Genomic DNA, 26,525 nt, shown 5'->3' with positions numbered 1-26,525 from the left:
GACACAGCCCGTTGCCCGGTGCAGGTAGACTGCCGGTTTCGCTGTCGAAAGAGGGCGCGGCATGGACCGGTTTCTGAGCATCGAGGCATTCGTAAGAGTCGCGGAGGCGAGCAGCTTCGCCGAGGCGGCGCGGCAGCTTGGTGTAACGAGCTCGGTCGTGACGAACCGCATCCAGCAGCTCGAGAAGTTCGTCAATGCGCCGCTGTTCCATCGCAGCACGCGCCACGTGCGCTTGTCCGAAGTGGGCGAGGCGTTTTATCGCGAGTGCGCGGAGGTGGTGGGGCGCGTCAACGAGTTGACGGACCAGATGCGCGAGCTGCGCGCCACGCCGACCGGGCGGCTGCGCATCCAGATGCTGCCCGGTTTCGCGCTCGATCACTTCGGCGCGCCGATGGTCGAGTTCAATCGACGCTACCCGGGCATCCAGCTCGACGTGATCGTCAATGATCGCGTCGTGGACCCTGTCGAAGAAGGGTTCGACATCGCGTTCCAGATCTTTCCGCCGATTTCCGAGTCGCTGATCGAGCGACGGCTGTTCACGGTCAGGCGCCTCTTCTGCGCGTCACCCGCTTACGTCGAAGCGCATGGTGCGCCACAACATCCGCGCGATTTGCTGCAGCACACCACCGCGCTGTATTCGGGTTATCCGTCGCGCAACCGCTGGACGATGACGCGCGACGACGAGGTCGTCGAAATGGAGCTGCCGGGCATGATTCGCTCGAACTCCGTTCACCTGCTGCGCGAGTACGCGCTGGCAGGCGGCGGCATCGTCTGCCTGCCCACGCTCGTGGCCAGCGACGCGCTCGTCGCGGGCCGGCTGGTGCCGATCCTGACCGACTACCAGCTCGCGCCGCTGAGCTTTGCCGCCGTTTATCCCGCAACGCAGCGACAGGCGTTGAAGGTGAAGGCTTTGGTCGAATTCCTCGCCGAATACATCGGCGACGAATCCCCGTGGGATCTTCCGCTTCTGGAGCGTGGCTGGGTGCGGTGACCCGCGCGATTATTCGCGAAACGCAAATGCCGTAATCGCCATCCGTTGCCTTGTTGGTGCTGTCCGTTGCCCCTAGAGTGGAATCCAACAAGCGGTTCAACTCAGGAGACAGACATGACCGACACGGCATACCACACCGTCTTTGGCTCGCTCGACAACTACAAGAAGGGCGAGATCGAAATCACCAGCGGCAGCGCCCAGCACTACGCCTTCTCGAACGTCTTCGAGGTGGCAGCGAAGTCGGCCCCTTACGAAAAGGTCGTCGCCGGCAAGAATCTCGAATACGTGATCGAAGTGCTGAGGACCGAGGGCCAGTCGCCCTGGTTCGCATGCGCGCATGACGAATTCACGATCCAGATGGACGGCGAAGTCCGGATCGAATTCATCAAGCTCGACACGCCGCCGACCTCGGGCCGCGGCACCGTCAGCGCCAGCGCGCAACCGGCCGGCCGCAACATGGGGTACGTCGTCCTGCGCAAGGGACATCAGGCGCTGCTGCCGGCCGGCTGTGCGTACCGCTTCGTCGCCGGCAAGCCGGGCGTCGCGCTCGTACAGACCGTCCTCGGCGAGCTGTCCGTCGAGAAGTGGGCCGAGATCTGCCTGCACTGACCCGTCCGACCGCTCACATTCGACTATCCCAGGAGACACGTTATGGCCACCCTCGAAACCCTCGACCCTTCCACCGGCTTTGCAGCCGATCTGGTGCAAGCCACGGAAGCCGATGCCGTCACCGGCTACCGCCGCTTCCAGCTCGGCGAGTTCGCGTTCCAGCGCGACGAATATTTCGTGAAGATCAGCTGGCCCGCGAAAGGCCAGACCCGCACGCATGCGATGCCGGCGGACGCGTTCCTGCGCGCGATGATGCGTGACGTGGCGTGGGGCTTCTTCTACGGCTGGGTGAATTTCGATCACGTGTTCGGCACGCGCAATCACTACGGCAAGGTGGACATGTATGCGGGCACCTTCAACGGCATCCTGAAGGACGCCGGGGTCGACTACACCGAGACCTTCGAAACGCCGACGATCATGGCGACCTTCAAGGCGATGCTGCACGACTGGACGAACGAAGGCTTCGACCCGTTCGCGGCGCCCGAGGAAACGGGCACGGCATTCGGGCGCAAGCACGGCGACAACGGGTCGGCCATCGAGCGCACGCGGATCGCGACGCGCCGCATGCCGGGCCTCGAAGGCGATTCGCCGCTGCGCGACGAGCTGCCGGTCAACCGCGCGTTCCTCGACGTCGCGCAGGACGAGCCGGAAGTGCATGCCGAGCCGGGCTTCGAAGGCGAGCTGCACGCGTTCAACCTGTTCAAGTACCTGTCGCGCTCGGACGTGACGTGGAATCCGTCAGTCACGTCGGTGTGCGGGCGCAGCCTGTTCTGCCCGACCACCGAGGAATTCATCCTGCCGGTTTTCCACGGCAACGATCGCGTCGAATGGTTCCTGCAACTGTCCGACGAAATCGTGTGGGACATCGGCGACAAGAACACCGGCGCACCGCGGGCACGCGTCACGATGCGCGCAGGCGACATCTGCGCGATGCCCGCCGACATCCGGCACCAGGGCTACTCCACCAAGCGTTCGATGCTGCTGGTCTGGGAAAACGCGACGCCGGACCTTCCGCAACGCTACGAGAGCGGCGAGCTCGCGCCGTATCCGATCGCGTTCTGAGCAGCGCTTCAGCTTCAGCTTCAGCAAAATACCGAGGACGATTCATGCAAACCCAACTCTTCATCGACGGGCGCTTCGTTGACGCCGTCGACCGCGGCACGATCGACGTGCTGAATCCCCACGACGGCTCCGTCATCACGAAGATCGCCGCGGCCACCGCGGCGGACGTGGACCTGGCCGTCGACGCGGCGACCCGCGCGTTCCCGAAATGGTCGGCCATGCCGGCGGCCGAACGCGGCCGACTGCTGCTGCGCCTCGCCGATGCGATCGAGGTCCATGCGGAGGAGCTGGCGCAACTCGAATCCCTGGACACCGGCCACCCGATTCGCGATTCGCGCTCGCTCGACGTGCCGCGCACGGCGGCGTGCTTCCGCTATTTCGGCGGCATGGCCGACAAGCTGCAGGGCTCGGTGATTCCCGTCGAGACCGGCTTCCTGAACTATGTGCAGCGCGCGCCGATCGGCGTCGTCGGCCAGATCGTGCCGTGGAATTTCCCGCTGATGTTCACGAGCTGGAAGATGGGCCCGGCACTCGCCGCCGGCAACACGGTGGTGCTCAAGCCGTCGGAAATCACGCCGCTGTCGACATTGCGCATCGTCGAGCTGATGGCCGAGGTCGGGTTTCCCGCGGGTGTCGTCAATATCGTTCCCGGCTACGGGCATACGGCTGGCCAGCGGCTCGCCGAACATCCGGGCGTCGGCAAGATCGCGTTCACGGGTTCGACGGCAACCGGCCGCCGGATCGTCGAAGCGTCGCAGGGCAACCTGAAGCGCGTTCAGCTGGAGCTGGGCGGCAAGGGCGCCAACATCGTCTTCGACGATGCCAACCTCGACGCGGCCATCAACGGCGCCGCATGGGCGATCTTTCATAACCAGGGGCAGGCGTGTATCGCGGGTTCGCGTCTCGTGCTGCACGAGCGCATCGCGGACGCGTTCCTCGAGCGGTTCGTTGCGCTCGCATCGTCGATCCGGATCGGCAACCCGTTCGACGCCGATACCGAGATGGGCCCGCTGACGTCGAAGCAGCACCTCGAGCGCGTGCTGTCGTTCGTCGACGTCGCGCGCGAGCAGGGCGGCCGCGTGCTTACCGGCGGCAGCGCGCCGCAAGATCCGGCGCTGGCCAATGGCTACTATGTGCGCCCGACGGTCATCGAAGCCAAAAGCGCGACCGACCGCATCGCGCAGGAGGAAGTGTTCGGTCCGTTCGTCACGGTACTGCGCTTCGGTAGCGACGAGGAAGCGCTTGCGATCGCCAACGCGACGGAATACGGGCTGGGCAGCGGCCTCTGGACCCAGAACCTCTCGCGTGCACACAAGATGGCGTCGCAGATCAATGCGGGCATGTGCTGGATCAACTGCTACAAGCGCGTCAATCCGGGCAGCCCGTTCGGTGGCGTAGGCAAGTCCGGTTATGGCCGCGAGATGGGCTTCGAAGCGATGCACGACTACACTGAAGCCCGGTCAGTTTGGGTCAATGTCGACGGCAACGTGCCGCCGCACTTCAAGCGCTGAGGCTTGCATGGAACGCTTCGTCTATCAAGGTACGCCTTCCCGCGTGGTGTTCGAATGGGGGGCGCTCGCCAGGCTGCCGGACGAGCTGTCGACGCTCGGCGCGCACCGTGCGCTCATCCTGTCCACGCCCGAGCAGCGGCCGCTCGCCGACCGCGTGAAGGAGGTACTGGGCGAGCGTGCGGCCGGCGTGTGCGCGCAGGCGGTCATGCACGTTCCGGTCGAAGTCGCGCGCGCTGCGCGCGAGATGGCCGCCGAACTGGGCGCGGACTGTTGCATCGCGATCGGCGGCGGCTCGACGATCGGGTTGGGCAAGGCCATTGCGCTCGAATCGTCGCTGCCGATCCTCGCCGTGCCGACGACTTACGCCGGCTCGGAGATGACGCCGATCTACGGGCTCACGGAAGGCCGGCTGAAGCGCACCGGGCGCGATGCACGCGTGCTGCCGCGTACCGTGCTCTACGACCCGTCGTTGACGTTGTCGCTGCCGCCGGGCATTTCGGCGGCGTCCGGCGTCAATGCGATGGCGCATGCCGTCGAGGCGCTCTATGCGGAAGACGCGAACCCGGTGATCAGCCTGATGGCCGAGGAATCGATTCGCGCACTCGGCGAAGCATTGCCGGTCGTGGTGCGCGATCCGGAAGACCGAACGATGCGCAGCCGCGCGTTGTATGGCGCGTGGCTCGCGGGCACCTGCCTGGGCGCGGTCGGCATGGCGCTGCATCACAAGCTCTGTCACACGCTCGGCGGCACCTTCAACCTGCCGCATGCGCAGACGCACGCGGCGATGTTGGCGCATACCGCGCACTACAACCACGCCGCCGCGCCTGACGCGCTGCGCCGTGTCGCACGGGCGCTGGGCGGGAACGATGCGGCTGAAGCCGGCCCGCTGCTGTTCAGGTTGAACGAGGCGCTCGGCATCGCGCCTGCGCTCGCCGACATCGGGATGCCGCAGGAGGGCCTCGACGAAGCGGCCGACCTCGCGTGCCGGAACCCGTATGCGAACCCGCGGCCGATCGAACGCGCGGCGATTCGCGCGTTGCTTCAGGACGCGTGGGAAGGACGCGCGCCGCATTGAACGGCTGGATGCGCAAACGGAGACAGACGTGATGAATGACCACCATGACAGCGACACGAGGCTGACCGAGCAGGTCGTCGCCAGCTTCGACGGCACGCCGAACCCGCGCTTGCGCGTGCTGATGCAGAGCCTCGTGCGGCATCTTCATGCGTTCGTACGCGAAACGGAGTTGACTGAGGCGGAGTGGATGGCGGCGATTCGCTTCCTGACCGAGACGGGGAAGATGTGCGACGACGTGGTGCGGCAGGAGTTCATCCTGTTGTCGGACACGCTCGGCGTCTCGATGCTCGTCGACGCGATCAACCATCGCTTCGCCACCGGCGCAACGGAAACCACGGTGTTCGGCCCGTTCTATATCAAGGGAATGCCCGAGCGTGCGTATGGCGAGAACATGGCGCTCACGCCGGGCGCGCCGGTCGTCGTGCACGGTCGCGTGCTGACCACCGACGGTGTTCCCGTGAAGGACGCCGTGCTCGACGTGTGGCAGACCGCGGAGAACGGCATGTATTCCGGGCAGGACACCGCGCAACCGCACGGCAACCTGCGCGGCCGCTACCGGACCGATGCCGAAGGTCGTTACGCGATCACGACGATTCTGCCGGTCAGTTATCCCATTCCGACCGACGGCCCGGTCGGGAAGATGCTCGACGCGACCGGCCGCCATCCGTGGCGGCCCGCGCATCTGCACTTCATGATCGACGCGCCGGGCTTCCGTACGCTCGTCACGCATCTTTTCGACGAGGACGACCCGTACCTGAAGTCGGATGCCGTCTTCGGCGTGAAGCCGTCGCTGATGGTCGCGTATCGCCCGCGTGCCGCGCATGACGAGCTCGCCCGCCAGATCGGCGTGAACGGCCCGTACCGCGAAGCGACGTACGACTTCGTCCTCGACCGGAGCTGATCGAATGGCTCGATTTTTCGCGGTATTTGCGACGGACCAGCCCGGTATGCGCGAGGTGCGCGACCGCGTGCGGCCGAGTCATCGGAGCTACCTGCGCTCGGCTTCGCAGCACGGCGTGTATGTGCGGCTCGGCGGCCCGACGCTGGACCCGCAGGGTGACGCGATGAACGGAACGCTGCTCGTCGTGGAGGCCGACGATATTCATGCGGTGATGCAGTTCGTCGGAAACGATCCGTATGTGAAGGAGGGGTTGTTCTCGCGCGTGGAAGTGCGTCCGTGGGACTGGAGTCTCGGAAACCCCGAGCAGCGAGTGTGAGTCATGGACGCAACGCAACTCTGCCGCTTTTCCGACGTGCCTGATGGCGGCGCGCGGGTCGTCGACGAAGCGTGCATCGGACGTCCCGTGATCGTGGTGCGAAGAGGCGAACAGGTGTGGGCATACGTGAATCGTTGCCCGCATTTCTCGGTGCCGCTCGATTTCGAGCCGGGCAATGTTTCCTGCTATCGGTCGCAGGTGTTGATGTGTGCCCATCACAGTGCGCTGTTCCGGTTCGATGATGGTGTGTGTATCGACGGACCTTGCTCGGGCTCGGCGTTGGAAGCCGTGGCTGTCGAGGTGGATGCCACAGCCTGGGTTGTCCGTCGAGGCGCTTGATTCGAGTGTTCTGATCGGGACGGGTGGGGTCAATCCATGCGGCGCTTCTCGTATTGATAAATAAGTAAAACTAATCATATTTTCGGCGTCGTTATATCTGCCGAGGTGAAGGCGTTGTTTTACGAAGCATTGAGCGAGTACCCGCCACGTAGCGGGTAGCAGGCTCGCATTTCCACAAAAAGACGGAGACAGAATGAAACTCAGGTTTGGAGCAGTGGCGATTCTCGCCGTGGCGCAGGGTGCATGGGCGCAGAGCAGCGTGACGATGTTCGGTCTGATCGACTCCGGCATCTCGTATGTCAGCAACGAGGGCGGCGGAAAGAACGTCAAATTCGACGACGGCATATTCGCGCCCAACCTCTTCGGCTTCCGCGGTACGGAAGACCTCGGCGGCGGGTATCGCGCCACGTTCGCGCTCGTGAATCAGTTTTCGATGGCCAACGGCGCCATCATCGGGTCCGGAATCTTTGGACGTAATGCATACGTGGGCCTGGAGAGCGACCGGTTCGGCAGCCTCACGCTGGGCAATCAGTACGACTTCATGGTCGATTCCCTCTTTTCCAAGGGGAATGCGATTGCGAGGGACATCAATGGGCTATACGGTTTCCGGAATGGCCCGTTCCAGCGTCTCGCGCTGCCGAACAATCCGACCGGTGCGTTCGATTGGGACCGCACCGCAGGCAGCAAGCCGATCGCGAATTCCGTCAAATACAGTTCGCCGACGGTCGCGGGCCTGTCCGGCGGCGTGATGTATGCGTTCGGCGGGGTGGCCGGCGCGATCGGCGCGGACAATGCCGTCAGCGCCGGGCTGAACTATGAGGTGGGCGCGTTTGGAGTGGGCGCGGCTTATACGAACGAGAAGTACGGTCCGGCTCCCGGTGCGCCGTCGACGAGCGTGCGGAACTGGGGCGTCGGGATGCATTACGACTTTGGTGTCGTGACGGCGAGTGCGCTGGTGACTACCGTGCGGAATTCGTTCAACGATGCCGGGGTGTGGATGGCCGAAACGGGTGGTGTGTGGCACGTCAGGCCGGACGTCGTCCTCGGTGCGAAATACATGTACATGAAGGGGAATGAGGCGGTGAACAACAACCATGCTCATCAGCTCAGCGTGGCGCTTCAATACCTGTTGTCGAAACGGACGACGGTGTATGTTTCGGCCGACTACCAGCGCGCGAACAGCGGCGCGAATGCGCAGGTCAATGGCGTGCTCGATCCGAATGGGGCGTCGAGTTCAGCGAGCCAGGCGGTGGCGCGGGTGGGGTTGCATACGGTGTTTTGATTGGGGGTGGGGCGGCGGGCGGAACTTGCGTCAAGGTTCGCCCGGCACCGGACCAGTCGCGCGGCGACATGCCGACATGCACGCCGCCGCTCGCTTCCGGACGGTTGTTGTCGCCCGGGCAACACGGTTGTGTGCCCGTTGACCTGCTGCCGGGCCGACAATGAGCTTACGATGAGGCATGCCGGTCATCGGTGAATTTCAAGCGGTGGGTGCGTTGCCGATCATTCCACCCTATAGTGCTCGTCGTTGACTGATCGACAAGAAAATCAGGAGCTCGTCGTGTTTCACCGGAAATCCAAATTGGGTCGTTCGACCTTCGTGTGCGTCGTCGCCCTGACGGTGATGCTGGCGCCAGTCGCGGCGCATGCAGAGGCGGAGGCTGTCGACGGCACGACGCGCATCGCGCCCGCTGTCAATCACGATACGTCACCGGCACGACCGATTGTCGGCGACGACCCGGTTGCAATTCGGGATGCCCTGAAGAAGCAGCACATCAGCACCATCCCCCCTTCGTTGAGCGGCCGGGTCCGCGGCCTGGTCTCCGGCGCTGTCGACCGGCATGGCTCGAATCCCGACCTGGCGGCCGTCGATCTGGATCGTGACGTGACGTTCGTGGTGCCGGTGCGGTACGGGCTGAGGTACCGGTCACAGCGGCACCTGTTGACGCTGGACGTCGACCTGTTCGACGCAGAGCGCGACGACCGGACGGGCATCCTGCTCAGAAAGGTCACGACGGGGCCACGAGGGCGAGGGCTCGTGATTGCACCCGAAGCGAAGGCAAAAGGGTACATCCAGCAGATCGACATCATCGAACTCGAGTCCGGGAAAGGCAAACTGACCACGGTTCGTAGCCGCATGCAGCTTTCGCCCGCCGTGTACGCCCAAACACATGGCGACTTCGCACTCGTTTTTTCCGGGCGCCTGGTCCGGCCTTACCTGACCGAAAAAATCGAGCATGTCGATCCGAGCATTGACGAGCCGACGGACATTACGACCAGGATCTCCAGGTTGCACATGGATATCCATGGCATCTGGCTGGTGAGTCCGTCGAGCGGTGTCGTGCTGTCGAAGAAGCTGCGTCTGTCGAAGTAGCGTTTTTCCTGTACGAGGCGATGATCTTGGCCGGCTTACGGAAGCGACAGCGCGAACGTTTGCGCCTTGCAAAAAATTTGAGGCGCTGTCGCAAATCTCAGGTTGCTCGGCACCCCATCAACGCGTCTCATCAATTGATTTTCTATACGCCTGGTGCAGCAAGGGCTGCGAGTTACCGACATCCCTTGTAAGCGAAACCAATTGACGTCAGCAGCGGAAATGAACCCGCGGTTGTCATCACTCGACAGTCACCGACTTAGCCAGATTCCTCGGCTTATCGATATCCGTCCCTCTTGCCAGCGCAGCGTGATAGGCGAGAAGCTGCATCGGCACCGTATGCAGAATCGGCGAAAGCGGCCCGTAGTACTCATTGAGCCGAATCACCTCGATCCCGTCGCTCGGTACCAGCCCGCAGTCCACATCCGCAAAGACAAAAAGCCGCCCGTTCCGCGCACTGACCTCATGCATGTTCGACCTGAGCTTCTCGAGCAGCATGTCATTCGGCGCAACCGCAATCACGGGCATCTCGTTGCTGACGAGCGCAAGCGGCCCATGCTTCAGCTCACCCGCCGGATAAGCCTCCGCGTGAATATAAGAAATCTCCTTCATCTTCAACGCACCCTCGAGCGCGATCGGGTAATGCATCCCGCGCCCGAGAAACAGCATGTTGTCGCGCCTTGCGAGCAGTTCCGACCACGCCATGATCTGCGGCTCCAGCGCGAGCACCTTCGACATCGCATCGGGCAGATGCCGCAACGCACGCAGATGTTCCTTCTCCTCGTCGTCACTCAACCGCCCGCGCACCTGCGCAAGCGACAACGTCAGCAAGAACAACGCAACGAGCTGCGTCGTGAACGCCTTCGTCGAAGCCACCCCGATCTCGATCCCCGCACGCGTGACGAACTGCAGCGCACATTCGCGCATCAACGCACTCGTCGCGACGTTGCAGATCGCGAGCGTATGCATCATCCCGCGCTGCTTCGCGACATGCACGGCACCGAGCACATCGGCCGTCTCGCCGCTCTGCGACACCGCGACAACCAGCGTGCGCGGATTCGGCACGCTGTCGCGATAACGAAACTCGCTGGCAATTTCAACGCTCGCCGGCAGCTTCGCAATGCTCTCGATCCAGTACTTCGCGGTCAGCGCCGCGTGATAGCTGCCGCCGCACGCAAGCAGCAGCACCGAATCGACATCGTTGAACACGCGCCACGCACCGTCGCCGAACAGCTCGGGCATGATCGACGCGACGTCGAGCAACGTATCGGCCACCGCCTGCGGCTGCTCGAAGATCTCCTTCTGCATGTAGTAGCGGTACGACCCGAGGTCGGCCGCGCCGCTATGCGCGGCGACCCGCTGCACCGCGCGCTCGACGCGCTGGCCGGCCGCATCGACGATCCAGTAGCGATGCAGCTGGATATCCGCGACGTCGCCATTCTCCAGATACGCGATGCGATCGGTGATGCCCGACAGCGCAATCGCGTCGGACGCCAGGAAATTCTCGCCTTCACCGACGCCGACCACGAGCGGCATCCCGTCGCGTGCGCCGACGATGCGGTGCGGTTCGTCGCGGCACATCACCGCGATCGCATAGCTGCCGCGCAGCCTCGCGACCGCGCGCCGGACCGCATCGAACAGGTCGCCGTCGTACAGGTGGTCGATCAGGTGCGCGATCGCCTCGCTGTCGGTCTGGCTCGCGAACACGTAGCCGTGCGCCTGCAGCTCCGCGCGCAACTGGTCGCAGTTCTCGATGATCCCGTTGTGCGACAGCGCAATGCGCGCGTTGGCGTCGCTCGGCGAGAAGTGCGGATGCGCGTTGAGCGTGACGGGCGCGCCATGCGTGGCCCAGCGCGTATGCGCGATGCCGGTGTAGCCCGACAGCGCATGCTCGGCGATCTCGCGCTGCAGGTTGGCCACGCGATCGACACTGCGGGCGCGCGCCAGCGCGCGGTCACGGTAGACCACGACGCCGCACGAATCGTAGCCGCGGTATTCGAGCCGCTTCAGGCCGTCGACAAGGTTCGGCAGGATGTCCCGCTGGGCGACCGCCCCGACAATTCCACACATATCGCGCTCCGTAAATGTCCCGTCTGGACCAGTGAGAGCGATGGTAGAGGTGGTCGAATGGAATTAAATTTCAAAATATAGACATAAATGAAACGGACCGCAGATCGTTTATCATGTTGAAATTAAATTTCACGCCCTGACCCGGAAGGAGCCGCCGATGGCCGGCATCACTCTCGACGATCTCGACCTGCGCATCCTCGCGATCCTGCAGGACGACGCGTCGGTGTCGAACCTGCAACTGGCCGAGCGCGCGCTGTCGTCGCCGCCGACCTGCATGCGCCGCGTGCGCCGGCTGACGGAAGCGGGCGTGATCCGCCGGCAGGTCGCGGTGCTCGATCCGGTCGCGATCGGCACGGCCGTCACGGCGCTGATCGAGATCAGTCTCGACCGGCAGACGGCCGAAGACTACGACGCGTTCGAAGCGTACGTCTGCGCGGAGCCGGCCGTCACGCAGTGCTACCGCGTGTCGCCGGGGCCCGATTTCGTCGTGGTGGCCGATCTGGCCGACGTCGCCGAATACGACGAATTCGCACGGCGGCTGTTCACCGGCGCATCGAACGTCCGCAACGTGCGGACGTTCTTCTCGACGCATCGCGCGAAATTCGAGGCGAACGCGCGGGTCGCGCATGCGATGCGCAAGCGCGCGTGATCGTATCGGTCACGCTGCATCAGGCGGCGGCCGCGTCCGCCAGTTGCAGCGGCTTGCCGTACCCGAAGCAATGGGCCGGCTCGGGAAACACGCGTTGCCGCACGTCGTGCGCGTACTGACGGATCGCGTCGCGCATCACCGCATTCGCATCGGCGTAACGCTTCACGAAGCGCGGCGTGTATGCATCGAATGCGCCGATCATGTCCTCGGTCACGAGCACTTGTCCGTCGCACGCGGGCGATGCGCCGATGCCGATCGTCGGGATCGTCAGCGTTTCGGTCAGATGGCGCGAGAGCGCTTCGGCGGTGCCTTCGATGACGACGCCGAACGCACCGGCCCGCTCGGCCGCGCACGCGGCGTCGAACACCTGCGCGGCCGAACGCGGGTCCATCCCCTGCGCGCGGAAGCCGCCGGTCGCGTTGGCCTGCTGCGGCATGAGGCCGACGTGCGCCATCACCGGAATGCCGCGCTCGGTCAGGAAGCGGATCGTGTCGGCCATCTCGCTGCCGCCTTCGAGCTTCACGGCCTGCGCGCCGGTTTCGGCGAGCAGCCGCGCGGCGGAGCGATAGGCCTGCGCGGGCGATTCCTGGTACGTCGAGAACGGCAGGTCGACGACGACGCACGCCTGCGCGGCGCCGCGTACGACGGCCGCGCCGTGTGCAATCATCATGTCGAGCGTGACGCGCAGCGTATCGGGCATCCCGTACAACACCATGCCGACGGAGTCGCCGACGATGATCACGTCGGCCACGTCGTCGACGAGCTTCGCCATCGGCGCGGAATACGCGGTCAGCGACACGAGGCTGCCGATGCCTTTGGTCGAACGGATCGCGGTGACGGTCTTGCGGGTGGTGCGGGTATGAGCGCTCATGAACGGAAGCCGTGTGAAAGAAGAGCCGCCACGGTAGCATCGCGCTCGTTCGTGCAATGACCTTCGGAGGACGTCTTATGTTGCTGGCGGGACAATCCGCTGACCCTTACGCGGTGCCGCCGATGGCGCGCCTGCCGAGGCCTCTGTACGTGCGTGCGTTCGGGATTCCCGGCAACGTGAGCGTCGATGCGCACAGTCATCCGTGGGCCCAGCTGATGTATGCGACGAGCGGCGTGCTCGAGGTGTCGACGCCGTCGGGCCGGCAGCTGCTGCCGCCGCATTACGCGATGTGGATTCCGCCGCACGTGCCGCATGCGGTGTCGACGCGCGATTGCGTCGCGTTCCACAGCCTGTATCTCGACGAAGCGATCGCACGCAGCGAGGCGAACGACGATTGCACGATCCTCTGCATGACGCCGCTGCTGCGCGAGCTGGTGATTGCCACGGCCGAATTGCCGGTGAACTACGACGAGACGGGGCCGGACGGCGCGCTCGTGTGCCTGATCGCCGACCGCATCGCACGGATGCAGCCGGCGCCGCTGACGGTGCCGCTGCCGCGCGATCCGCGTCTGCTGAAAATCGCGCGCGCGTTGCATGCGTATCCGGGCGATACGCGCAGTCTCGACGAATGGGGCCATCAGGTCGGCGCAACGCGGCGCACGTTGTCGCGGCTGTTCCGGCAGGACACGGGGCTGTCGTTTACCGAGTGGCGGCAGGCCGTGCGGCTGCTCGCGTCGCTGCCGCTGCTCGATGCCGGCGAGCCGATCGGCGCGGTGGCCGCACAACTGGGCTACGACTCGACATCGTCGTTCATCGCGCTGTTCCAGGCGAAGTTCCGCGTGACGCCCGGTGCGTATGCGAAGCGTGAAGCGCGCCGGCCTGTATTGACTGCGTGACGCGGCAACGCGTGCCGCACACCGTCACTCAGAACGCGAGCGCTGTCTGCACCGGATGATGGGCACCGCGCTGGAACCCGGCGCCTTCGAGCGACAGCAGCGCGCGCTTGCGGTCGATGCCGCCCGCATAACCGGTCAGGCTGCCCGACGCGCCGACCACGCGGTGGCACGGCACCATGATCGACACCGGGTTCCGGCCGACCGCACCGCCCACGGCGCGCGCGGCGCTCATCGGCAACCCGACGCGTTCGGTGATGTCGCCGTACGACACGAGCTCGCCGAACGGAATCGCGAGCAGCTCCTTCCACACACGTCGCTGAAACGTCGTGCCGCGCAGGTGGATCGGCACCGAGAACGTCTCGCGCATGCCGGTGAAGTATTCCGCGATTTCTTCCGCAACCTTGCGCGCGATCGGCGAAATGACGAGCGCGTTTGCTTCCGGCGCGATCGCAAGCGACGCGAAGTATTTCTGGCCGACGAAGAACAGGCCCGTCAGCGCATCGTCCTCGATACGCACGGCGATGTCGCCCAGCGGGCTCGGAATCAGGTGAGCGGGAGTCATCGCGATACATCTCCATGTAGGCGCCACACGTGCAGTGCGGCATACGCGCGCCATGGCGCCCAGCGCGCGGCATGTGGCGCGGATGATGGCATGCGCGTGCGTTCGGCGGGTTCGACGTGTTCGATGCGCGCGGGAAGCAACGCCTCGTCGGCCGGGAACGCATTCGGCCAGGCCATCGCACGCATCGCGACGTACTGCACCGCGCGCTCGTCGAAGCCGGGCATCGTGCGCAGCGCGGCGAGCGTCGCGTCGAGGGGCGCCATCGGTTCGAGTGCGAGCATGCCGTCGGCGACCGCGCGTGCGAGCGACACGATGGCCTGCGCCGTTTCGCGCGCAATGCCGAGCGCTTCAAGCGCCGCCGGCGGCAGGGCGGCCAGCGTCGCGGCGGAAGGCAGCGCGTGCATCAACCCCGGCGGCGCGCCTTCTAGCTTTGTGCCGAAACGTTCGGCGATGCACGAGAGCACCGCACTCGCATGCGCCGCCGCGAGCCGTTCGCCCGCGATCGCGCGAAGGGCGATTTCGAGGCCGTCGAACGCGCCGGGCACGCGCAGGCCGGGAGAGCCGCTCGCGAGTGCGCCGAGATGCGCGTCGATTACGTCGGGGCGGCTGTCGAGATCGAACAGCCGCCGCACGCGTGCGAGCACGGCCGGCACGACCGGCGTCAGCGCGGGCGACACGGTGACGGCCAGCGCGAAGCGCTGCGGCACGTGCGCGACGGACAGCCAGCCGGTTACGCGGCCACCATCGTTTCGATTCGGCAATTCGACGACACGCGCATAACCCTGCGCATCGATCCGCTCGACACCGTCGATCTGCCGCTGCGCGAGAAAGCGCATCAGGTCGGCCCACGCGAACGGCGGCCGGTACGGCAGCGGGAACGTCATGTCGCCATCGGCGGACGCGCCGGCCCCCTTACGAAGCCGCAGCGGATTGAGGCCGTAGCGCTGCCGGAACAGGTCGTTGAAGCGCCGCACGCTGCCGAACCCGGCCGTCGATGCGACGACGGCCACCGGCAGCGCGGTGTCGGTCAGCAGCCGCTTGGCCATCAGCAGCCGGTGAGTCTGCGCGAACTCGACCGGCGACACGCCGAACTGCGCGGCGAAGATCCGGCGCAGATGGCGTTCGGTCACGCCGACACGCCGCGCGAGCGCGTCGACGGAATGCGCGTTCAGGAAACCGTCCTCGATCAGCGTGGCGGCCGCGTCGGCGAGATTGCCGGACAGATCGAGCAGCCCGTGGCCGGGCGCGAGTTCGGGGCGGCAGCGCATGCACGGTCGGAAGCCGGCTTTCTCGGCGGCTGCGGCGGTCGGGTAGTAACTGCAGTTCTGCGCCTTCGGCGGCTTCACCGGGCAGACGGGGCGGCAATACACGCCCGTCGTCGCGACGCCGACGAAGAACCAGCCGTCGAAGCGGCGGTTCCGCGAAAGCAGGGCGTCGTAGCAGGTGTCGGGATCGAGGCGCATGAAACGACTGTAAACCATCGCCGTCATCGATTCTGGCTGGAATCGGACATGTGGTTCGGTGGCCGTGCCCCAATTTGCGCGTTGGAAAATCCGGGAAAAACGGTTAATGCCACTCTTCGAAACAGTCGTCTCTTTTGCCGCGACCAATTTGAGATGACTCATCGAAATCCCCGACTGACAGCGTGCCGGCAGACGCCCTATCCTTTGAAAAACGTTTTCCAGACGGATTGGCGATCGGCCGTGCGCGACAGCGCAACGCGGCCGCCGCCCCGGCGCCGGTCGCCGGTCAACGAACATGGTGCGGCGCGACGGGCGCTGCCGCGCATCGGAGACATTCATGCAATCTGCCGTCGTCGGCACGGTGCGCGCCGTCGCCAGCCGCTACCGCTGGACCGTCTGTGCGCTGCTGTTTTTCGCGACCGTCATCAACTACATGGATCGGCAGATCCTCGGCCTGCTCGCGCCGATGCTCCAGCACGACATCGGCTGGAGCCAGGTGCAGTACGGCCGCATCGTGATGGCGTTTTCCGCGTTCTACGCACTCGGGCTGCTCGGCTTCGGGCGCATCGTCGACTGGCTCGGCACGCGCGTTTCGTACGCGGTGGCGATGCTGGTGTGGAGCATCGCCGCGATGCTGCACGCGGCGGTCGGCTCGGTGATGGGCTTCGCGTTCGTGCGTGCGCTGCTCGGGATCGGCGAGGGAGGCAACTTCCCGGCCGCGATCAAGACGACGGCCGAGTGGTTCCCGCGCCGCGAACGCGCGCTCGCCACCGGCATCTTCAACTCGGGCGCGAACATCGGCGCGGTGTTCGCGCCGGCGATCATCCCGGCGATCGCGGTGGCCTACGGCTGGCGCGCGGCGTTCGTGATCATCGGCGCGATCGGCATCGTGTGGCTCGCGGTGTGGCTCGTGCTCTATCGCCAGGCCGATACGCGCGCGCTCGCCGCGGAATACGACGAGCCGCGCGACGAAGCCGAAGCGCTGGATGCGGCGAACGCGAACGCCGGTGCGCCGCGCTGGGGCGAACTGATCCGCAAGCGCGAGACGTGGGCGTTCCTGATCGGCAAGTTCCTGACCGACCCGGTGTGGTGGTTCTACCTGTTCTGGCTGCCGAAGTGGCTCAACGAGTCGCGCGGGATGGACATGCAGCACATCGGCCTGCCGCTCGTCTGCATCTACGCGCTGACGACGGTCGGCAGCATCGGCGGCGGCTGGCTGTCGTCGATGCTGTTGCGCGCAGGCCGGAGCGTGAACGGCGCGCGCAAGACGGCGATGCTGATCTGCGCGTGCTGCGTGCTGCCGATCGCATTCGTGTCGCAGGTGCAGAGCCTGTGGATCGCGGTGCTGATCGTCGGCCTCGCCGCCGCCGCGCACCAGGGCTGGTCGGCAAACCTGTTCACGACGGTATCCGACCTGTTCCCGCGCCGCGCGGTCGCGTCGGTGGTCGGCATCGGCGGGATGGCCGGTTCGATCGGCGGCGTGCTGTTCTCGGAAGTGATCGGCCAGGTGCTGCAACGCACGGGCCACTACTGGGTGCTGTTCGCGATCGGCGCGCTCGCGTACCTGCTCGCGCTGTCGATCATGCACGTGCTCACGCCGAAGATGAAGCCGGCGAAACTCGACGCTTGATCGCAGGTCGGCAAACGAACGCGCCGCTTAGTGCGGCGCGTTTTCTTTTGTGGAACGGAGGAGTGGTGCGCAGCAGGTATCTCAACCGACCGCCGCCGCCGTCGACGCACGCATGATCAACCGCGGCTCGAACGTCGAATAGCTCGCATCGGTGCGCCCCGCGAGCGCGTCGATCAGCTTCTGCATCGCAAGCTCGCCCATGTTCTCGCTCTGGATGTCGACGGTCGTCAGCGCGGGCGCCGCGTATTCGCCGTACGGCACGTTGTCGATGCCCGCGACCGATACGTCCTGCGGCAGCCGGAAGCCGAGCGACGCGGCTTCCTTCATGAAGCCGAGCGCGATCAGGTCGTTGTAGCAGATCACGGCCTGCGGGCGCTGCGGCCCGAGCATCACGCGCGAGCACGCGCGTTCGCCGGCTTCGGCGGTCGGCGCATGCGCATCGTGCACGTCGAGCGTGAGCCCGGCTTCGGCGAGACAGTCGCGCGCGCCCTGGATCCGCTCGTCGTTCACGCGTGCCGTGCCGAAGCCGAGATACGCGATGCGCGTGTGCCCGAGATTGAGCAGGTGGCGCGCGAGCATGTAGGTCGACAGCCGGTTGTCGATGCCGACGCTCGGAATCGGCAGGCCGGGGCTGCGCCGCAGCAGCACGAGCGGTTTGTTGAGGTCGAGCATCCAGCCGGCTTCGTCGTCGGGCATCCGCGTGCTGACGATCAGCCCGTCGACACGCTGCGCGAGCGCCTCGATCAGCGAGCGTTCGCGCGCCTGGTTCTCTTCGGTATCGACGAGCAGCAGCGTGTAGTCGTGCTGCAGCGCGATGCGGTTCGCGCCCTTGACCACGTTCGTGAAGTGCGGGTTGCTGATGTCGAGGATCACGAGGCCGATCGTGCGCGTGCGCCCGGTGATCATCGAACGCGCGAGCGGGTTCGAACGGTAGCCGAGCCGCTCGATCGCTTCCTTGAGCCGTGCCTCGACGGTCGGCGAGAAGCGCTGCGTGCCGTTCACGTACTTCGATACCGTCGCGACCGACACGCCGGCTTCCGCGGCCACGTCGCGGATCGTCGGGGAAACTTTTTTCATCCGGAGGGTAACGTTTTCGTTCGATAACGCCGGATTGTGGCAGAAAAAGCCGGCACGCGGCCGTGCGTCGATATCGGGAAAGTGCGGATGGCTGCGAACGGGTTCGGCCATTGACGTTCGGTTGCGGTCCCGCGTATAGTTGGAAAACGTTTTCCGATTCGGGCCAAAAACCGATTCGGAGTCCAGGTCAGATTCAAGGAGAAGGAGATTCGATGAACGCCTCATCCACCGGCGCGCGCAAACCGTTCGGGCGCCTGTTGCTGACGGGCGCGGCCGGCAACCTCGGCCGCCAGTTGCGCGGCGCACTCGCGGACTGGGCCGACGTCGTGCGCGTCAGCGACATCGCGGCGCTCGGCGACGCGGCCGCGCATGAAGAAGCCCGTGTCGTCGATCTGGCCGACCGGCCGGCGGTGATGCAGCTCGTCGACGGCGTGGACGCGATCGTCCATCTCGGCGGCATTTCGGTCGATGCGCCGTTCGACGATCTCGTCGGCGCGAACATCACCGGCACGTACAACCTGTACGAAGCCGCGCGCAAGCACGGCGTGAAGCGCGTCGTGTTCGCGAGCTCGAACCATGCGATCGGTTTCCATCCGGTCACCGAAGTGCTCGACGCCGATTCGCCGCTGCGCCCCGACAGCCTGTACGGCGTGACGAAATGCTTCGGCGAATCGCTGTCGCGTTACTACTTCGACCGCTTCGGGATCGAGACCGTGTGCCTGCGGATCGGCTCGTCGTTCGAAGTGCCGAAGAACCCGCGCATGCTCGTGACGTTCCTCAGCTATCGCGACTTCATCGAGCTCGTGCGCTGCTCGCTGCTGACGAACCGCGTCGGGCATGCGATCGTCTACGGCGCGTCGGACAACCCGGTGAAATGGTGGGACAACACGAAGGCCGGTTTCCTCGGCTTCCGTCCTCGCGATAGCTCCGAGCAGTTCGCGGAGCTGTTCCCGGTCGCGGCGCCGACCGCCGACTACGACGATCCCGCGCAGCGGTTCCAGGGCGGCGGCTTCGTCGTCGGCGAGCCGATGGAGCGGAAGGCTTCGTAAGCGGCACGGTCGGCCGAGGGGCCGCTTCATTGACGACGGATTTGCGGTTACGGTAAAAGGATAGCCATCCGGTGCGACGGGTTCCGCCATGCGGGGCCGAAAACGACGAACACGCCGGACGGCTGCATGCGTTGCGCGACGCTCGGGGGCACGACGTCGCGCTTCGCCGCAATCCGATCGAATAATCACAATATCGAGAGCAATGAAGAAAACCCTGTTGGCGCTGAGCCTCGTGCTGGCCATGGCGCCGGCGTTTGCCGACCTGCAGGCCGGCCTTGACGCCTATAAGAAGAAGGACTATCAGACCGCCATCCCCGAACTGACGAGCGCGGCGAACGCGGGTAACGCCGAAGCGGCTGCGCTGCTCGGCGAGTACTACCGCTACAAAGATGCCGAGCAGGCGGTGAAGTGGAGCTTCGTCGCCGCGCAGCATGGCGACGTGAAATTGCAGTACGACATGGGCGTGCGGATCGACGATATCGCGTGGAAACTGTTCCGGCACGGCGACGATCCGGCCAAGCGCTATTTCCGCGTGGCCGCGGATTGTTTCCAGCTGGCGGCCGACCGTGGTTACGCGCCCGCGCAGAGCACGCTCGGCATGTTGTACGACCAGGGGATGAAGCTGCCCCTCGACGTCGACAAAAGCGTCGTGCTGTATCGCGCGGCTGCACGCCAGGGCTATCCGCAGGGCCTCGAAAGCATGGGGACGCTGTACGAGCGGGGACGTGGCGGCGTGCAGAAGAACCTGCTGACCGCCTACACGTTCTATCTCGCCGCGGTGAAGGCCGGGAACGGCAGTCGCGACGTCGAATTCTCGGAGGTGACGGCTCGCGAGCTCGAAGCCGTATTGTCGGCACGCGATCGCGCGCGGGCGAAGGCGACCGTCGACGCATGGGAGCCGGGGCAACCGCTCAACGGGATGTAACGCGCTAGCCGGGTGTGTGCGCCGGCCCGCTTTGCGGGCCGATGGACTGCAACGCGTCGCAAGCGTTGCCGGTGCCGCCGGCGTCGCAGATTACCGCAGGACGTCGGTCGCCTTGTGCCGTGCATCGACGCCGTCGATCAGGATCAACGGGCCGCTCGCGTGCCGTGCGCGCAGCGGCTGGATTTGCCGGTACGCGTCCGATTCGTACCACGCGCGCGCCGTGTCGAGATCGGGAAACGCGATCGCGATCAGGTCGCCGCGCCACACGCCTTCGCGTACCTTCGGCCGCGCGCCGTGAATCACGAAATGGCCGTCGAACGGCGCGAGCGTGCCGTCGATGCGTTCGAGGTATTCGACGATGTCGTTGCACATGTCGACGTCGTGCAGGTGGGCGATGGCGTAGGCGGTCATGGCGGGCTCCTTGGCGTGACGCGGTTCGTGCGTCGATGGAGCCATGATCGCGGCGGGGGCGGCGCGCGTCGATTACCTGTGACGTAAGCGAATCCGCACAGCCGCGCGCAAGCGTGCCGCCCTGTACACCGCTCGCATGGTGCGACGGCATTCACGCGTACCTGTCGATGTCCAGCCCACTCTGAACCGGTGAAGGCTGTCGAGCAACGAGTTTCCGAAAGCTTGTTCACTGAACGCTGAACTTGTAGTTCATTCAGCTTTGAACGATCAATGGTGCGGTTCACTTTATTCTGAACTTTCCGTGGCGAGAACCACGCGCTGCCAACGTCAGAAATAGCACGGCAGGCCGTTGTCGACCCACAAGGGACATTCGCGATTTGGGAAAACAGCCACTCGATGCGATTCCATCTCTACACACCACGACTTAACATCAGTTAACAGTTTCCTCTGAGCTTGGCGATCTCGCTCACGAGAATTTCTACGCTTGGGGCCGATCGAAACCTTAAGCGGATTTCAGTGCGGGACGGTTGCCCTTGCAATCGCCGCACGGTAAGGCTCGGCTAGCGCTGTCCCTTCTCGGTACAGGATCCTCATCGCCCAGCACGCGTCGGGAGGAGAGACCATGCGCGGGCTTTGCTGCGCCGAAGCGAATTTCAGCGCTTCCTGCGGAGGTAGCGTGGCCTTTATTCTGGACACAGCTTCGTTGACATCCTCCTGCTTGACCGAGGGAATAGGATCCTGTCGCAATTCGGCTAGCGCGGCGTCGCCTGCCAACGTAAACCAGAAATCGGCGTCGGCCTGATTTAGCTTGACGAGGCCCTTGTCCATTGCACTGGGCCCTGGTGTTGATAACGGTCCCTGCAAGATCGCCTCGCACTCGGCTTCGCTCGCATCGTCGAGTATCTTGGACACAATTCTCAACCTGGTCTCGAGCGATGCATCGTCAAGCCGTTTCAAGCCGCTTAATGACAAGCTGGTTCCCCCCCTAAACGCATCCTCGCGCGTCGCTTTTGCTGCGAATGCCTGAATGGTCGGGTCGGTCGCCATCCGCATGATGAATTTCGCGTAGCTCGCATGGATCGGTGCTGACTCCGGGTAGGGATTGTAGATCGCCGTACCCTGGATTTTTGCCTCTGCATCAGGCGCTGCCTCCGTGCGCCCGATCCCCAGTGCAAGTACAAGCACCGCACACTTGCGAATTCTGTTGTAGTTCATGTCTATTATCGTTGAGCCTAGATTTATGGCTGGCTTTAAGCAGAAGTGGTGACTATCAAGGATAACGCAGGGCAATTTGCGCGTGGAATGTCCATTGTCGGGCGATGATCGCGAAGGACCGGACTTGGCCGAACTCGGTCGATTTGGCTAGCGAACAAGTTTTTAGGCGCCGCCGTTAATCCGCCGGGCAGTCGTCCCTCTCTTTGGGAAGGATCTCCGCACAAAAAAGTGAAGTGATGCTGGCGGACCGAGCTCAGCTCTTGCTCGACGTCTTTGCTACAAACGGCGTGGGCGCATGTTGAACCTGTTCGCTTCCACACTTTGGGCAGTGCGGGTGAGCGATTTCATGCTCCGCGAGATGTTCGACATGTTCGAATGTCTCACCACATTTATCACAACGGTATTGGTAGGTCGGCATGGCATCCCTCCAGCACGAAGCTTGCAAGTGGCGCCACGGACGAAGCCCAGGCGGCGTGCAGCACCCCAGATGAGACATTGTAGTGCAGGAGATGTGCACGCACTAATCGGCCATGCATGGCAGTACCCAGCGCGGTCTTTCGGTGCTATCAGGAGCGGTCGTTCTGAGACACATACGTTGACGTCGCACATATGTGCGTACGCCATATGGATGGAATTTCTCTACGGGACTACGCCAACGGTGACGGTAGCGAGCTTCCGTTCTCGAATGTTCCGAGAAGTGTGCGCGCTTCTTTCAGTAGGCGCTCGATTTGAACGAAAGGTAAGTCCTTCTCGAATAGGGAAACCTCCAGCGATTTTTTGGCATCGCTGCGAAATACTTCGGCAACAACCTCTCCATTGTCGTTCAAGAGTTCGAGTCCAAGTCCATCGCGCAGGACGTCTGATGCCGTTTGAAGTCGAAATGCCCTACTTACATCTCCGGTCATGAGGATTGGCCCTTAAAATGTCGGCAAGGTAGATGCTGGATGGGCAATTGTCGGCAATCTTGGTCGCGGCGTCGAGCGACTGCTTTTGGCTGCGGATTCAACCCGCCGATGCAACACACTTGAGGCTGCATAGCAGCGAGGAGTGTTGCAATGAAACAGAGGCGGCGGATCTACTATACAGACGGTCAGAAAGCGTTAATGTGGGAGCGCTGGCGCAAGGGCGCGCATGACCCCGCCGTGCTGGGGTCAAGGCTTATAAGCAATGGCCTCGATTTCTACCTTGGTGCCGACCATGTTTGTCGCCTGTACTGTCGAACGTGACGGTTTGTTCTCGCGGAAGAACTCTCCGTAAACGCGATTGAATTCATCGAAGTCGCGAGCGTCTTCAAGCCAGACGGTTGTCTTCACGACGTCCTCGAGCGTGCAACCCGCGAGCGCGAGTACATGAGCGACGTTCTTCAACGTCTGACGTGTGTGAGCTTCTATCCCGCCAGCGACGATGCTGCCGTCTTCGTCTCTGGCTACCTGACCGGATACAAACACAAAATCGCCAGCTTTCGTCGCTAGCGAGCGTGGCAGGGTTCGTGTGCCCGGATTGCTCTCTGCAAAGTTCTCAATCGTCATTTGAGTCACCTCCGCAAACCAGTGTGCCCCTGCGACCGCCGATGATCAAGGAGCGCATCGCTGAAAAACCTCCGCCGCCCTTTCTATACCCCACGCTCTGCAGTCGAACCATTTCTCCTGAAATCCTGCGAGCGTCCGGTGACGGGGTCAAGTTCACTTGCGTCCGCTCCTGGCCGAACCGAGTCGGATGACCTGACGTCCGCGTCGCTCCCTATTGCAGGCCCGGCCCACCCCCGTGCTCGATGGCTTCGGTTGCTACGCCTGCGCCCAATCACTTTCGGCCGCCAGTGTGCGCTGCGCCGAGTTCAGCGCTACGTGAATCTCGACAGTACCAGCCCCCATCGTCGACAGCCGCGTTGCCGTCAGTGCTGCTTGCGGCAAACCGGATCGGTCTCGCGCCGCTCGCTCGATTCGCACCAGTAACCCGGCCGCCACGCTTCGAACGCGACGGCGTTCGCCGCGTCGGCGCGCGTGACGCGAACCGGGTCGGCCTTCAGCGCATCGCCGTTCGGTTCGTCGTTGAAGCGCCAGTTGCGGAACACTTCCCGATGAAACACCCACGTGCGATGCGCGGCGTCGTAGCGAAAGGTCACGCGGTCGCGCCAGTGGTCCCGGCCCGCGAATACGCCCTGTTCGACCGTGAACGCGCGCGGTTCGATCGTGAGCGCGTTCTCGGCGACGCCATCGAGATACGGGTCGCCCATGCCGCCTTCGTCGGCTTTCATGATGACGGTGTCGTTGCGCGCCGCCAGCCGGTAGCGCCCGTCCTTGCCCTGCAGGAAGATCATCAGCGGACGCAGCGACGGATTACGCATCGAATCGCCGGGCCGATGCGCGACGACGACATAACCGGTGCGGGTGCTGTCGGTCAGTTGCCCGGACGCGGCATCCAGCGCTTCGTAGCCGGCGGGAAGCTGCGCGACGATGTCGTCGGGAAGATCGGAGGTGTCCGGGCAAGCGAGTGACGGAGGCGTGTCGCCGCACTGCGTAGCGTATGCGTTGCCGATGCCGAATGTCAGGAGCGCCGCGACGAGGAATCCTCTGAAGTGGGGGATCGTCATGCAGATAAGGTCAGGATGTCGCGGTGCGGAAGCCGACGCGCAAGCGTCGTCTCGTCTCGCCGCAGCGCGGGTTGATGGATCGGTTGGGGTCGCAGTGCAATCAGTCACGCACGCTTGCGCGTCGGCCGTGCGACGGGGGCCGGCGCCAGCGGCTCGCTGGCCTGCTCGCACATCCGGTCGAGCATGCGTTGCGCGGCGCCCGCGCAATCCTCGCCCTCCGGCTTGTTCTCGATCTCGTCGATCAGCGTCTCGAGATGACGCCGGTTCTGCGCGAGACGCTGTTCGAGCAGCGCGATTTCGTCGACCTTGTGCCGCAGCGCGACCAGCAGTTCGTCGCGCGGCCACGCGCCGAGATCGGGCGGCAGCACCGCGCGGATTTCGTCGAGCGCGAAACCCGCGCGCTGCGCGTGGTCGATGATCGCGAGTCGCGTCAGCGCTTCCGGCCCGTATTCCCGATAGCCGTTCGCCTGCCGGCGGGCCGGTTCGAGCAGGCCGCTCGCTTCGTAGAAGCGGATGCGCGACGCCGCGAGGCCGCTGGCCCGTGCCAGTTCGCCGATTTTCATGGTGTGCTCCAAAGGGGCTTGACCTTGAAGTTGACTTTAAAGTTATCGTTGGGCATCGTCAATCGAGGATGCGCTCCATGAACCTGTTTACGCCCCTGACACTGCCCAACGGTGCGGTGATCCCGAACCGGCTGGCCAAGGCCGCGATGGAAGAGAACATGGCCGATGCGGACCACGCGCCGTCCGACGCGTTGCTGCGCCTGTACCAGGCCTGGGCCGACGGCCAGGTCGGGCTGATGCTGACCGGCAACGTGATGGTGGACGGCCGCGCGATGACGGGGCCGAACGGCGTCGTGCTCGACAGCGACGCGCATCTCGACCGTTTCCGCCGCTGGGCGCAGATAGCGCGCTCGGGCGGCGCGCACGTGTGGATGCAGATCAATCACCCGGGGCGCCAGATGCAGGCGGCGCTCGGCCAGACGACGCTCGCGCCGTCGGCCGTGCCGCTCGAGCTCGGCGCGCTGTCGAAGCAGTTCCCGGTGCCGAAGGAAATGACGCAAGCCGATATCGCCGATGTGCAGCAGCGCTTCGTGCGCGCCGCGCAGCTCGCGGAGCAAAGCGGCTTCACCGGCGTGCAGATTCACGCGGCGCACGGCTACCTGCTGAGCCAGTTCCTGTCGCCGCTGACGAACCGCCGGCAGGACCAGTGGGGCGGCAGCATCGAAAATCGCGCGCGCCTGCTGCTCGACATCGTGCGGGCCGTGCGCGCGACGGTGTCGCCCGCGTTTGTCGTGGCGGTCAAGCTGAACTCGGCCGATTTCCAGCGCGGCGGCTTCAGCGCGGACGATGCGAAGCGCGTGGTCGAACTGCTGAATCCGCTCGACGTCGATCTCGTCGAACTGTCGGGCGGCAGCTATGAAGTGCCGGCGATGCAGGGCGAGGCGCGCGACGGGCGCACGCTTGCGCGCGAAGCGTATTTCCTCGAATTCGCGCACGACATCACGGCCGTTGCGCGGATGCCGCTGATGGTCACCGGCGGCATCCGGCGCCGCGCGGTCGCCGAACAGGTGGTCGAAAGCGGCGTGGCGATGGTCGGTATCGCGACTGCGCTGTCGATCGATCCGAACCTGCCGCGCGACTGGCAGGCCGGCAAGGACAGCGCGCCGGTGCTGCAGCCGATCCGGTGGAAGAACAAGGCGCTGGGCGCGCTGGCCAACATGGCCGTCGTCAAGTTCCAGCTCACGCGGCTCAGCGAAGGGCGCCGCACGAATCCGCTGGTGTCGCCGCTGCGCGCGCTGGTCGGGCAGCAACTGGCCACGCAGTGCCAGACGCGGCGCTATCGGAAGTGGATGGCGGGGCGCGCGGCGGGCACGCGAGCGTGACGGCGGTTGTTCGCGGCCGGGTGGTTGGTTGCCCGGCCGGCGCGAAAGCCGCGAGAA

The 26,525-nt window shown here is 64.7% G+C and carries 27 protein-coding genes; 16 read left to right on the top strand and 11 right to left on the bottom strand.

What is annotated here, in order from left to right:
- Positions 1-61 precede the first annotated feature (61 nt).
- From ABD05_RS19370 to ABD05_RS19330, 10 genes are all read left to right on the top strand, one after another.
- On the top strand, positions 62-991 hold the full coding sequence (locus ABD05_RS19370; RefSeq protein WP_047901762.1) for a LysR family transcriptional regulator: 930 nt from the start codon (positions 62-64) through the stop codon (positions 989-991).
- A gap of 114 nt (positions 992-1,105) precedes the next feature.
- The gene (locus ABD05_RS19365) at positions 1,106-1,600 is read left to right on the top strand and encodes a cupin domain-containing protein (RefSeq protein ID WP_047901761.1); all 495 of its coding nucleotides are present in this window, start codon (positions 1,106-1,108) and stop codon (positions 1,598-1,600) included.
- Between the two features lie 42 nt (positions 1,601-1,642).
- A complete protein-coding gene (locus ABD05_RS19360; RefSeq protein WP_047901760.1) occupies positions 1,643-2,662 on the top strand; it encodes a hydroxyquinol 1,2-dioxygenase in 1,020 nt (339 codons plus the stop codon).
- 44 nt (positions 2,663-2,706) lie between these two features.
- Positions 2,707-4,173 carry an aldehyde dehydrogenase family protein gene (locus tag ABD05_RS19355; protein WP_047901759.1) on the top strand — a complete coding sequence of 489 codons (1,467 nt, stop codon included), beginning with the start codon at positions 2,707-2,709 and terminating at the stop codon, positions 4,171-4,173.
- A gap of 7 nt (positions 4,174-4,180) precedes the next feature.
- Positions 4,181-5,248, top strand: coding sequence for a maleylacetate reductase (locus ABD05_RS19350; protein ID WP_047901758.1), 1,068 nt, complete (start codon positions 4,181-4,183; stop codon positions 5,246-5,248).
- A gap of 28 nt (positions 5,249-5,276) precedes the next feature.
- Positions 5,277-6,149, top strand: a complete 873-nt coding sequence (locus ABD05_RS19345) for an intradiol ring-cleavage dioxygenase (RefSeq protein WP_047901757.1) — start codon at positions 5,277-5,279, stop codon at positions 6,147-6,149.
- Between the two features lie 4 nt (positions 6,150-6,153).
- Complete coding sequence (locus tag ABD05_RS19340) at positions 6,154-6,465, top strand: YciI family protein (RefSeq protein WP_047901756.1); 312 nt, start codon at positions 6,154-6,156, stop codon at positions 6,463-6,465.
- 3 nt (positions 6,466-6,468) lie between these two features.
- Complete coding sequence (locus ABD05_RS36410) at positions 6,469-6,804, top strand: Rieske (2Fe-2S) protein (protein WP_082146166.1); 336 nt, start codon at positions 6,469-6,471, stop codon at positions 6,802-6,804.
- A gap of 193 nt (positions 6,805-6,997) precedes the next feature.
- Entirely contained in the window at positions 6,998-8,086 is a 1,089-nt protein-coding gene (locus tag ABD05_RS19335; RefSeq protein ID WP_047901755.1) for a porin, read from the top strand.
- Positions 8,087-8,365: 279 nt separating this feature from the next.
- Complete coding sequence (locus tag ABD05_RS19330) at positions 8,366-9,178, top strand: hypothetical protein (RefSeq protein WP_047903651.1); 813 nt, start codon at positions 8,366-8,368, stop codon at positions 9,176-9,178.
- A 237-nt stretch (positions 9,179-9,415) separates the two neighbouring features.
- On the opposite strand, the gene glmS is transcribed toward ABD05_RS19330, so the two are convergent.
- A complete protein-coding gene (glmS, locus tag ABD05_RS19325) occupies positions 9,416-11,245 on the bottom strand; it encodes a glutamine--fructose-6-phosphate transaminase (isomerizing) (protein ID WP_047901754.1) in 1,830 nt (609 codons plus the stop codon).
- Positions 11,246-11,402: 157 nt separating this feature from the next.
- On the opposite strand from glmS, the gene ABD05_RS19320 reads away from it, so the two are divergent.
- Positions 11,403-11,894: an Lrp/AsnC family transcriptional regulator gene (locus tag ABD05_RS19320; RefSeq protein WP_034181959.1), complete on the top strand. Its 492-nt coding sequence runs from the start codon at positions 11,403-11,405 to the stop codon at positions 11,892-11,894.
- A gap of 19 nt (positions 11,895-11,913) precedes the next feature.
- Here ABD05_RS19320 and panB read toward each other — a convergent pair whose 3' ends face one another.
- Complete coding sequence (gene panB, locus ABD05_RS19315; RefSeq protein ID WP_047901753.1) at positions 11,914-12,765, bottom strand: 3-methyl-2-oxobutanoate hydroxymethyltransferase; 852 nt, start codon at positions 12,763-12,765, stop codon at positions 11,914-11,916.
- Positions 12,766-12,842: 77 nt separating this feature from the next.
- Between panB and ABD05_RS19310 the strand changes: the two genes are divergently transcribed.
- Positions 12,843-13,661: an AraC family transcriptional regulator gene (locus ABD05_RS19310; RefSeq protein WP_047901752.1), complete on the top strand. Its 819-nt coding sequence runs from the start codon at positions 12,843-12,845 to the stop codon at positions 13,659-13,661.
- A gap of 28 nt (positions 13,662-13,689) precedes the next feature.
- Here ABD05_RS19310 and ABD05_RS19305 read toward each other — a convergent pair whose 3' ends face one another.
- Together ABD05_RS19305 and ABD05_RS19300 are read right to left on the bottom strand one after the other, a co-directional pair.
- The gene (locus tag ABD05_RS19305) at positions 13,690-14,223 is read right to left on the bottom strand and encodes a methylated-DNA--[protein]-cysteine S-methyltransferase (protein ID WP_047901751.1); all 534 of its coding nucleotides are present in this window, start codon (positions 14,221-14,223) and stop codon (positions 13,690-13,692) included.
- The gene (locus tag ABD05_RS19300) at positions 14,220-15,704 is read right to left on the bottom strand and encodes a DNA-3-methyladenine glycosylase 2 family protein (RefSeq protein WP_047903650.1); all 1,485 of its coding nucleotides are present in this window, start codon (positions 15,702-15,704) and stop codon (positions 14,220-14,222) included. The genes ABD05_RS19305 and ABD05_RS19300 overlap by 4 nt, the downstream gene beginning before the upstream one ends.
- Positions 15,705-16,023: 319 nt before the next feature.
- Between ABD05_RS19300 and ABD05_RS19295 the strand changes: the two genes are divergently transcribed.
- A complete protein-coding gene (locus ABD05_RS19295) occupies positions 16,024-17,316 on the top strand; it encodes an MFS transporter (protein WP_047903649.1) in 1,293 nt (430 codons plus the stop codon).
- Positions 17,317-17,397: 81 nt separating this feature from the next.
- Here the strand turns inward: ABD05_RS19295 and ABD05_RS19290 are convergent, their stop codons facing one another.
- Entirely contained in the window at positions 17,398-18,504 is a 1,107-nt protein-coding gene (locus ABD05_RS19290) for a LacI family DNA-binding transcriptional regulator (protein ID WP_047901750.1), read from the bottom strand.
- A 101-nt stretch (positions 18,505-18,605) separates the two neighbouring features.
- On the opposite strand from ABD05_RS19290, the gene ABD05_RS19285 reads away from it, so the two are divergent.
- Positions 18,606-19,442, top strand: coding sequence for an NAD-dependent epimerase/dehydratase family protein (locus ABD05_RS19285; RefSeq protein WP_047901749.1), 837 nt, complete (start codon positions 18,606-18,608; stop codon positions 19,440-19,442).
- A 202-nt stretch (positions 19,443-19,644) separates the two neighbouring features.
- Positions 19,645-20,367 (top strand): tetratricopeptide repeat protein, encoded by a 723-nt coding sequence (locus ABD05_RS19280; RefSeq protein WP_047901748.1) that lies wholly within the window; start codon positions 19,645-19,647, stop codon positions 20,365-20,367.
- 90 nt (positions 20,368-20,457) lie between these two features.
- Here ABD05_RS19280 and ABD05_RS19275 read toward each other — a convergent pair whose 3' ends face one another.
- From ABD05_RS19275 to ABD05_RS19250, 6 genes are all read right to left on the bottom strand, one after another.
- The gene (locus tag ABD05_RS19275; protein WP_047901747.1) at positions 20,458-20,778 is read right to left on the bottom strand and encodes a DUF1330 domain-containing protein; all 321 of its coding nucleotides are present in this window, start codon (positions 20,776-20,778) and stop codon (positions 20,458-20,460) included.
- Positions 20,779-21,291: 513 nt separating this feature from the next.
- The gene (locus ABD05_RS19270) at positions 21,292-21,993 is read right to left on the bottom strand and encodes a hypothetical protein (protein WP_047901746.1); all 702 of its coding nucleotides are present in this window, start codon (positions 21,991-21,993) and stop codon (positions 21,292-21,294) included.
- Positions 21,994-22,246: 253 nt separating this feature from the next.
- The gene (locus ABD05_RS36405; protein WP_047901745.1) at positions 22,247-22,411 is read right to left on the bottom strand and encodes an FmdB family zinc ribbon protein; all 165 of its coding nucleotides are present in this window, start codon (positions 22,409-22,411) and stop codon (positions 22,247-22,249) included.
- A 733-nt stretch (positions 22,412-23,144) separates the two neighbouring features.
- A complete protein-coding gene (locus ABD05_RS19260; RefSeq protein WP_047901744.1) occupies positions 23,145-23,522 on the bottom strand; it encodes a RidA family protein in 378 nt (125 codons plus the stop codon).
- 362 nt (positions 23,523-23,884) lie between these two features.
- Positions 23,885-24,583 carry a hypothetical protein gene (locus tag ABD05_RS19255; RefSeq protein ID WP_047901743.1) on the bottom strand — a complete coding sequence of 233 codons (699 nt, stop codon included), beginning with the start codon at positions 24,581-24,583 and terminating at the stop codon, positions 23,885-23,887.
- A gap of 104 nt (positions 24,584-24,687) precedes the next feature.
- Entirely contained in the window at positions 24,688-25,146 is a 459-nt protein-coding gene (locus ABD05_RS19250) for a MerR family transcriptional regulator (protein WP_047901742.1), read from the bottom strand.
- A 77-nt stretch (positions 25,147-25,223) separates the two neighbouring features.
- Between ABD05_RS19250 and ABD05_RS19245 the strand changes: the two genes are divergently transcribed.
- Complete coding sequence (locus ABD05_RS19245; RefSeq protein WP_047901741.1) at positions 25,224-26,468, top strand: NADH:flavin oxidoreductase/NADH oxidase family protein; 1,245 nt, start codon at positions 25,224-25,226, stop codon at positions 26,466-26,468.
- Positions 26,469-26,525: the final 57 nt, after the last annotated feature.

This window comes from Burkholderia pyrrocinia, assembly GCF_001028665.1.
Classification (GTDB): domain Bacteria; phylum Pseudomonadota; class Gammaproteobacteria; order Burkholderiales; family Burkholderiaceae; genus Burkholderia; species Burkholderia pyrrocinia.
This window is presented reverse-complemented; position numbering and strand designations above follow the sequence as displayed.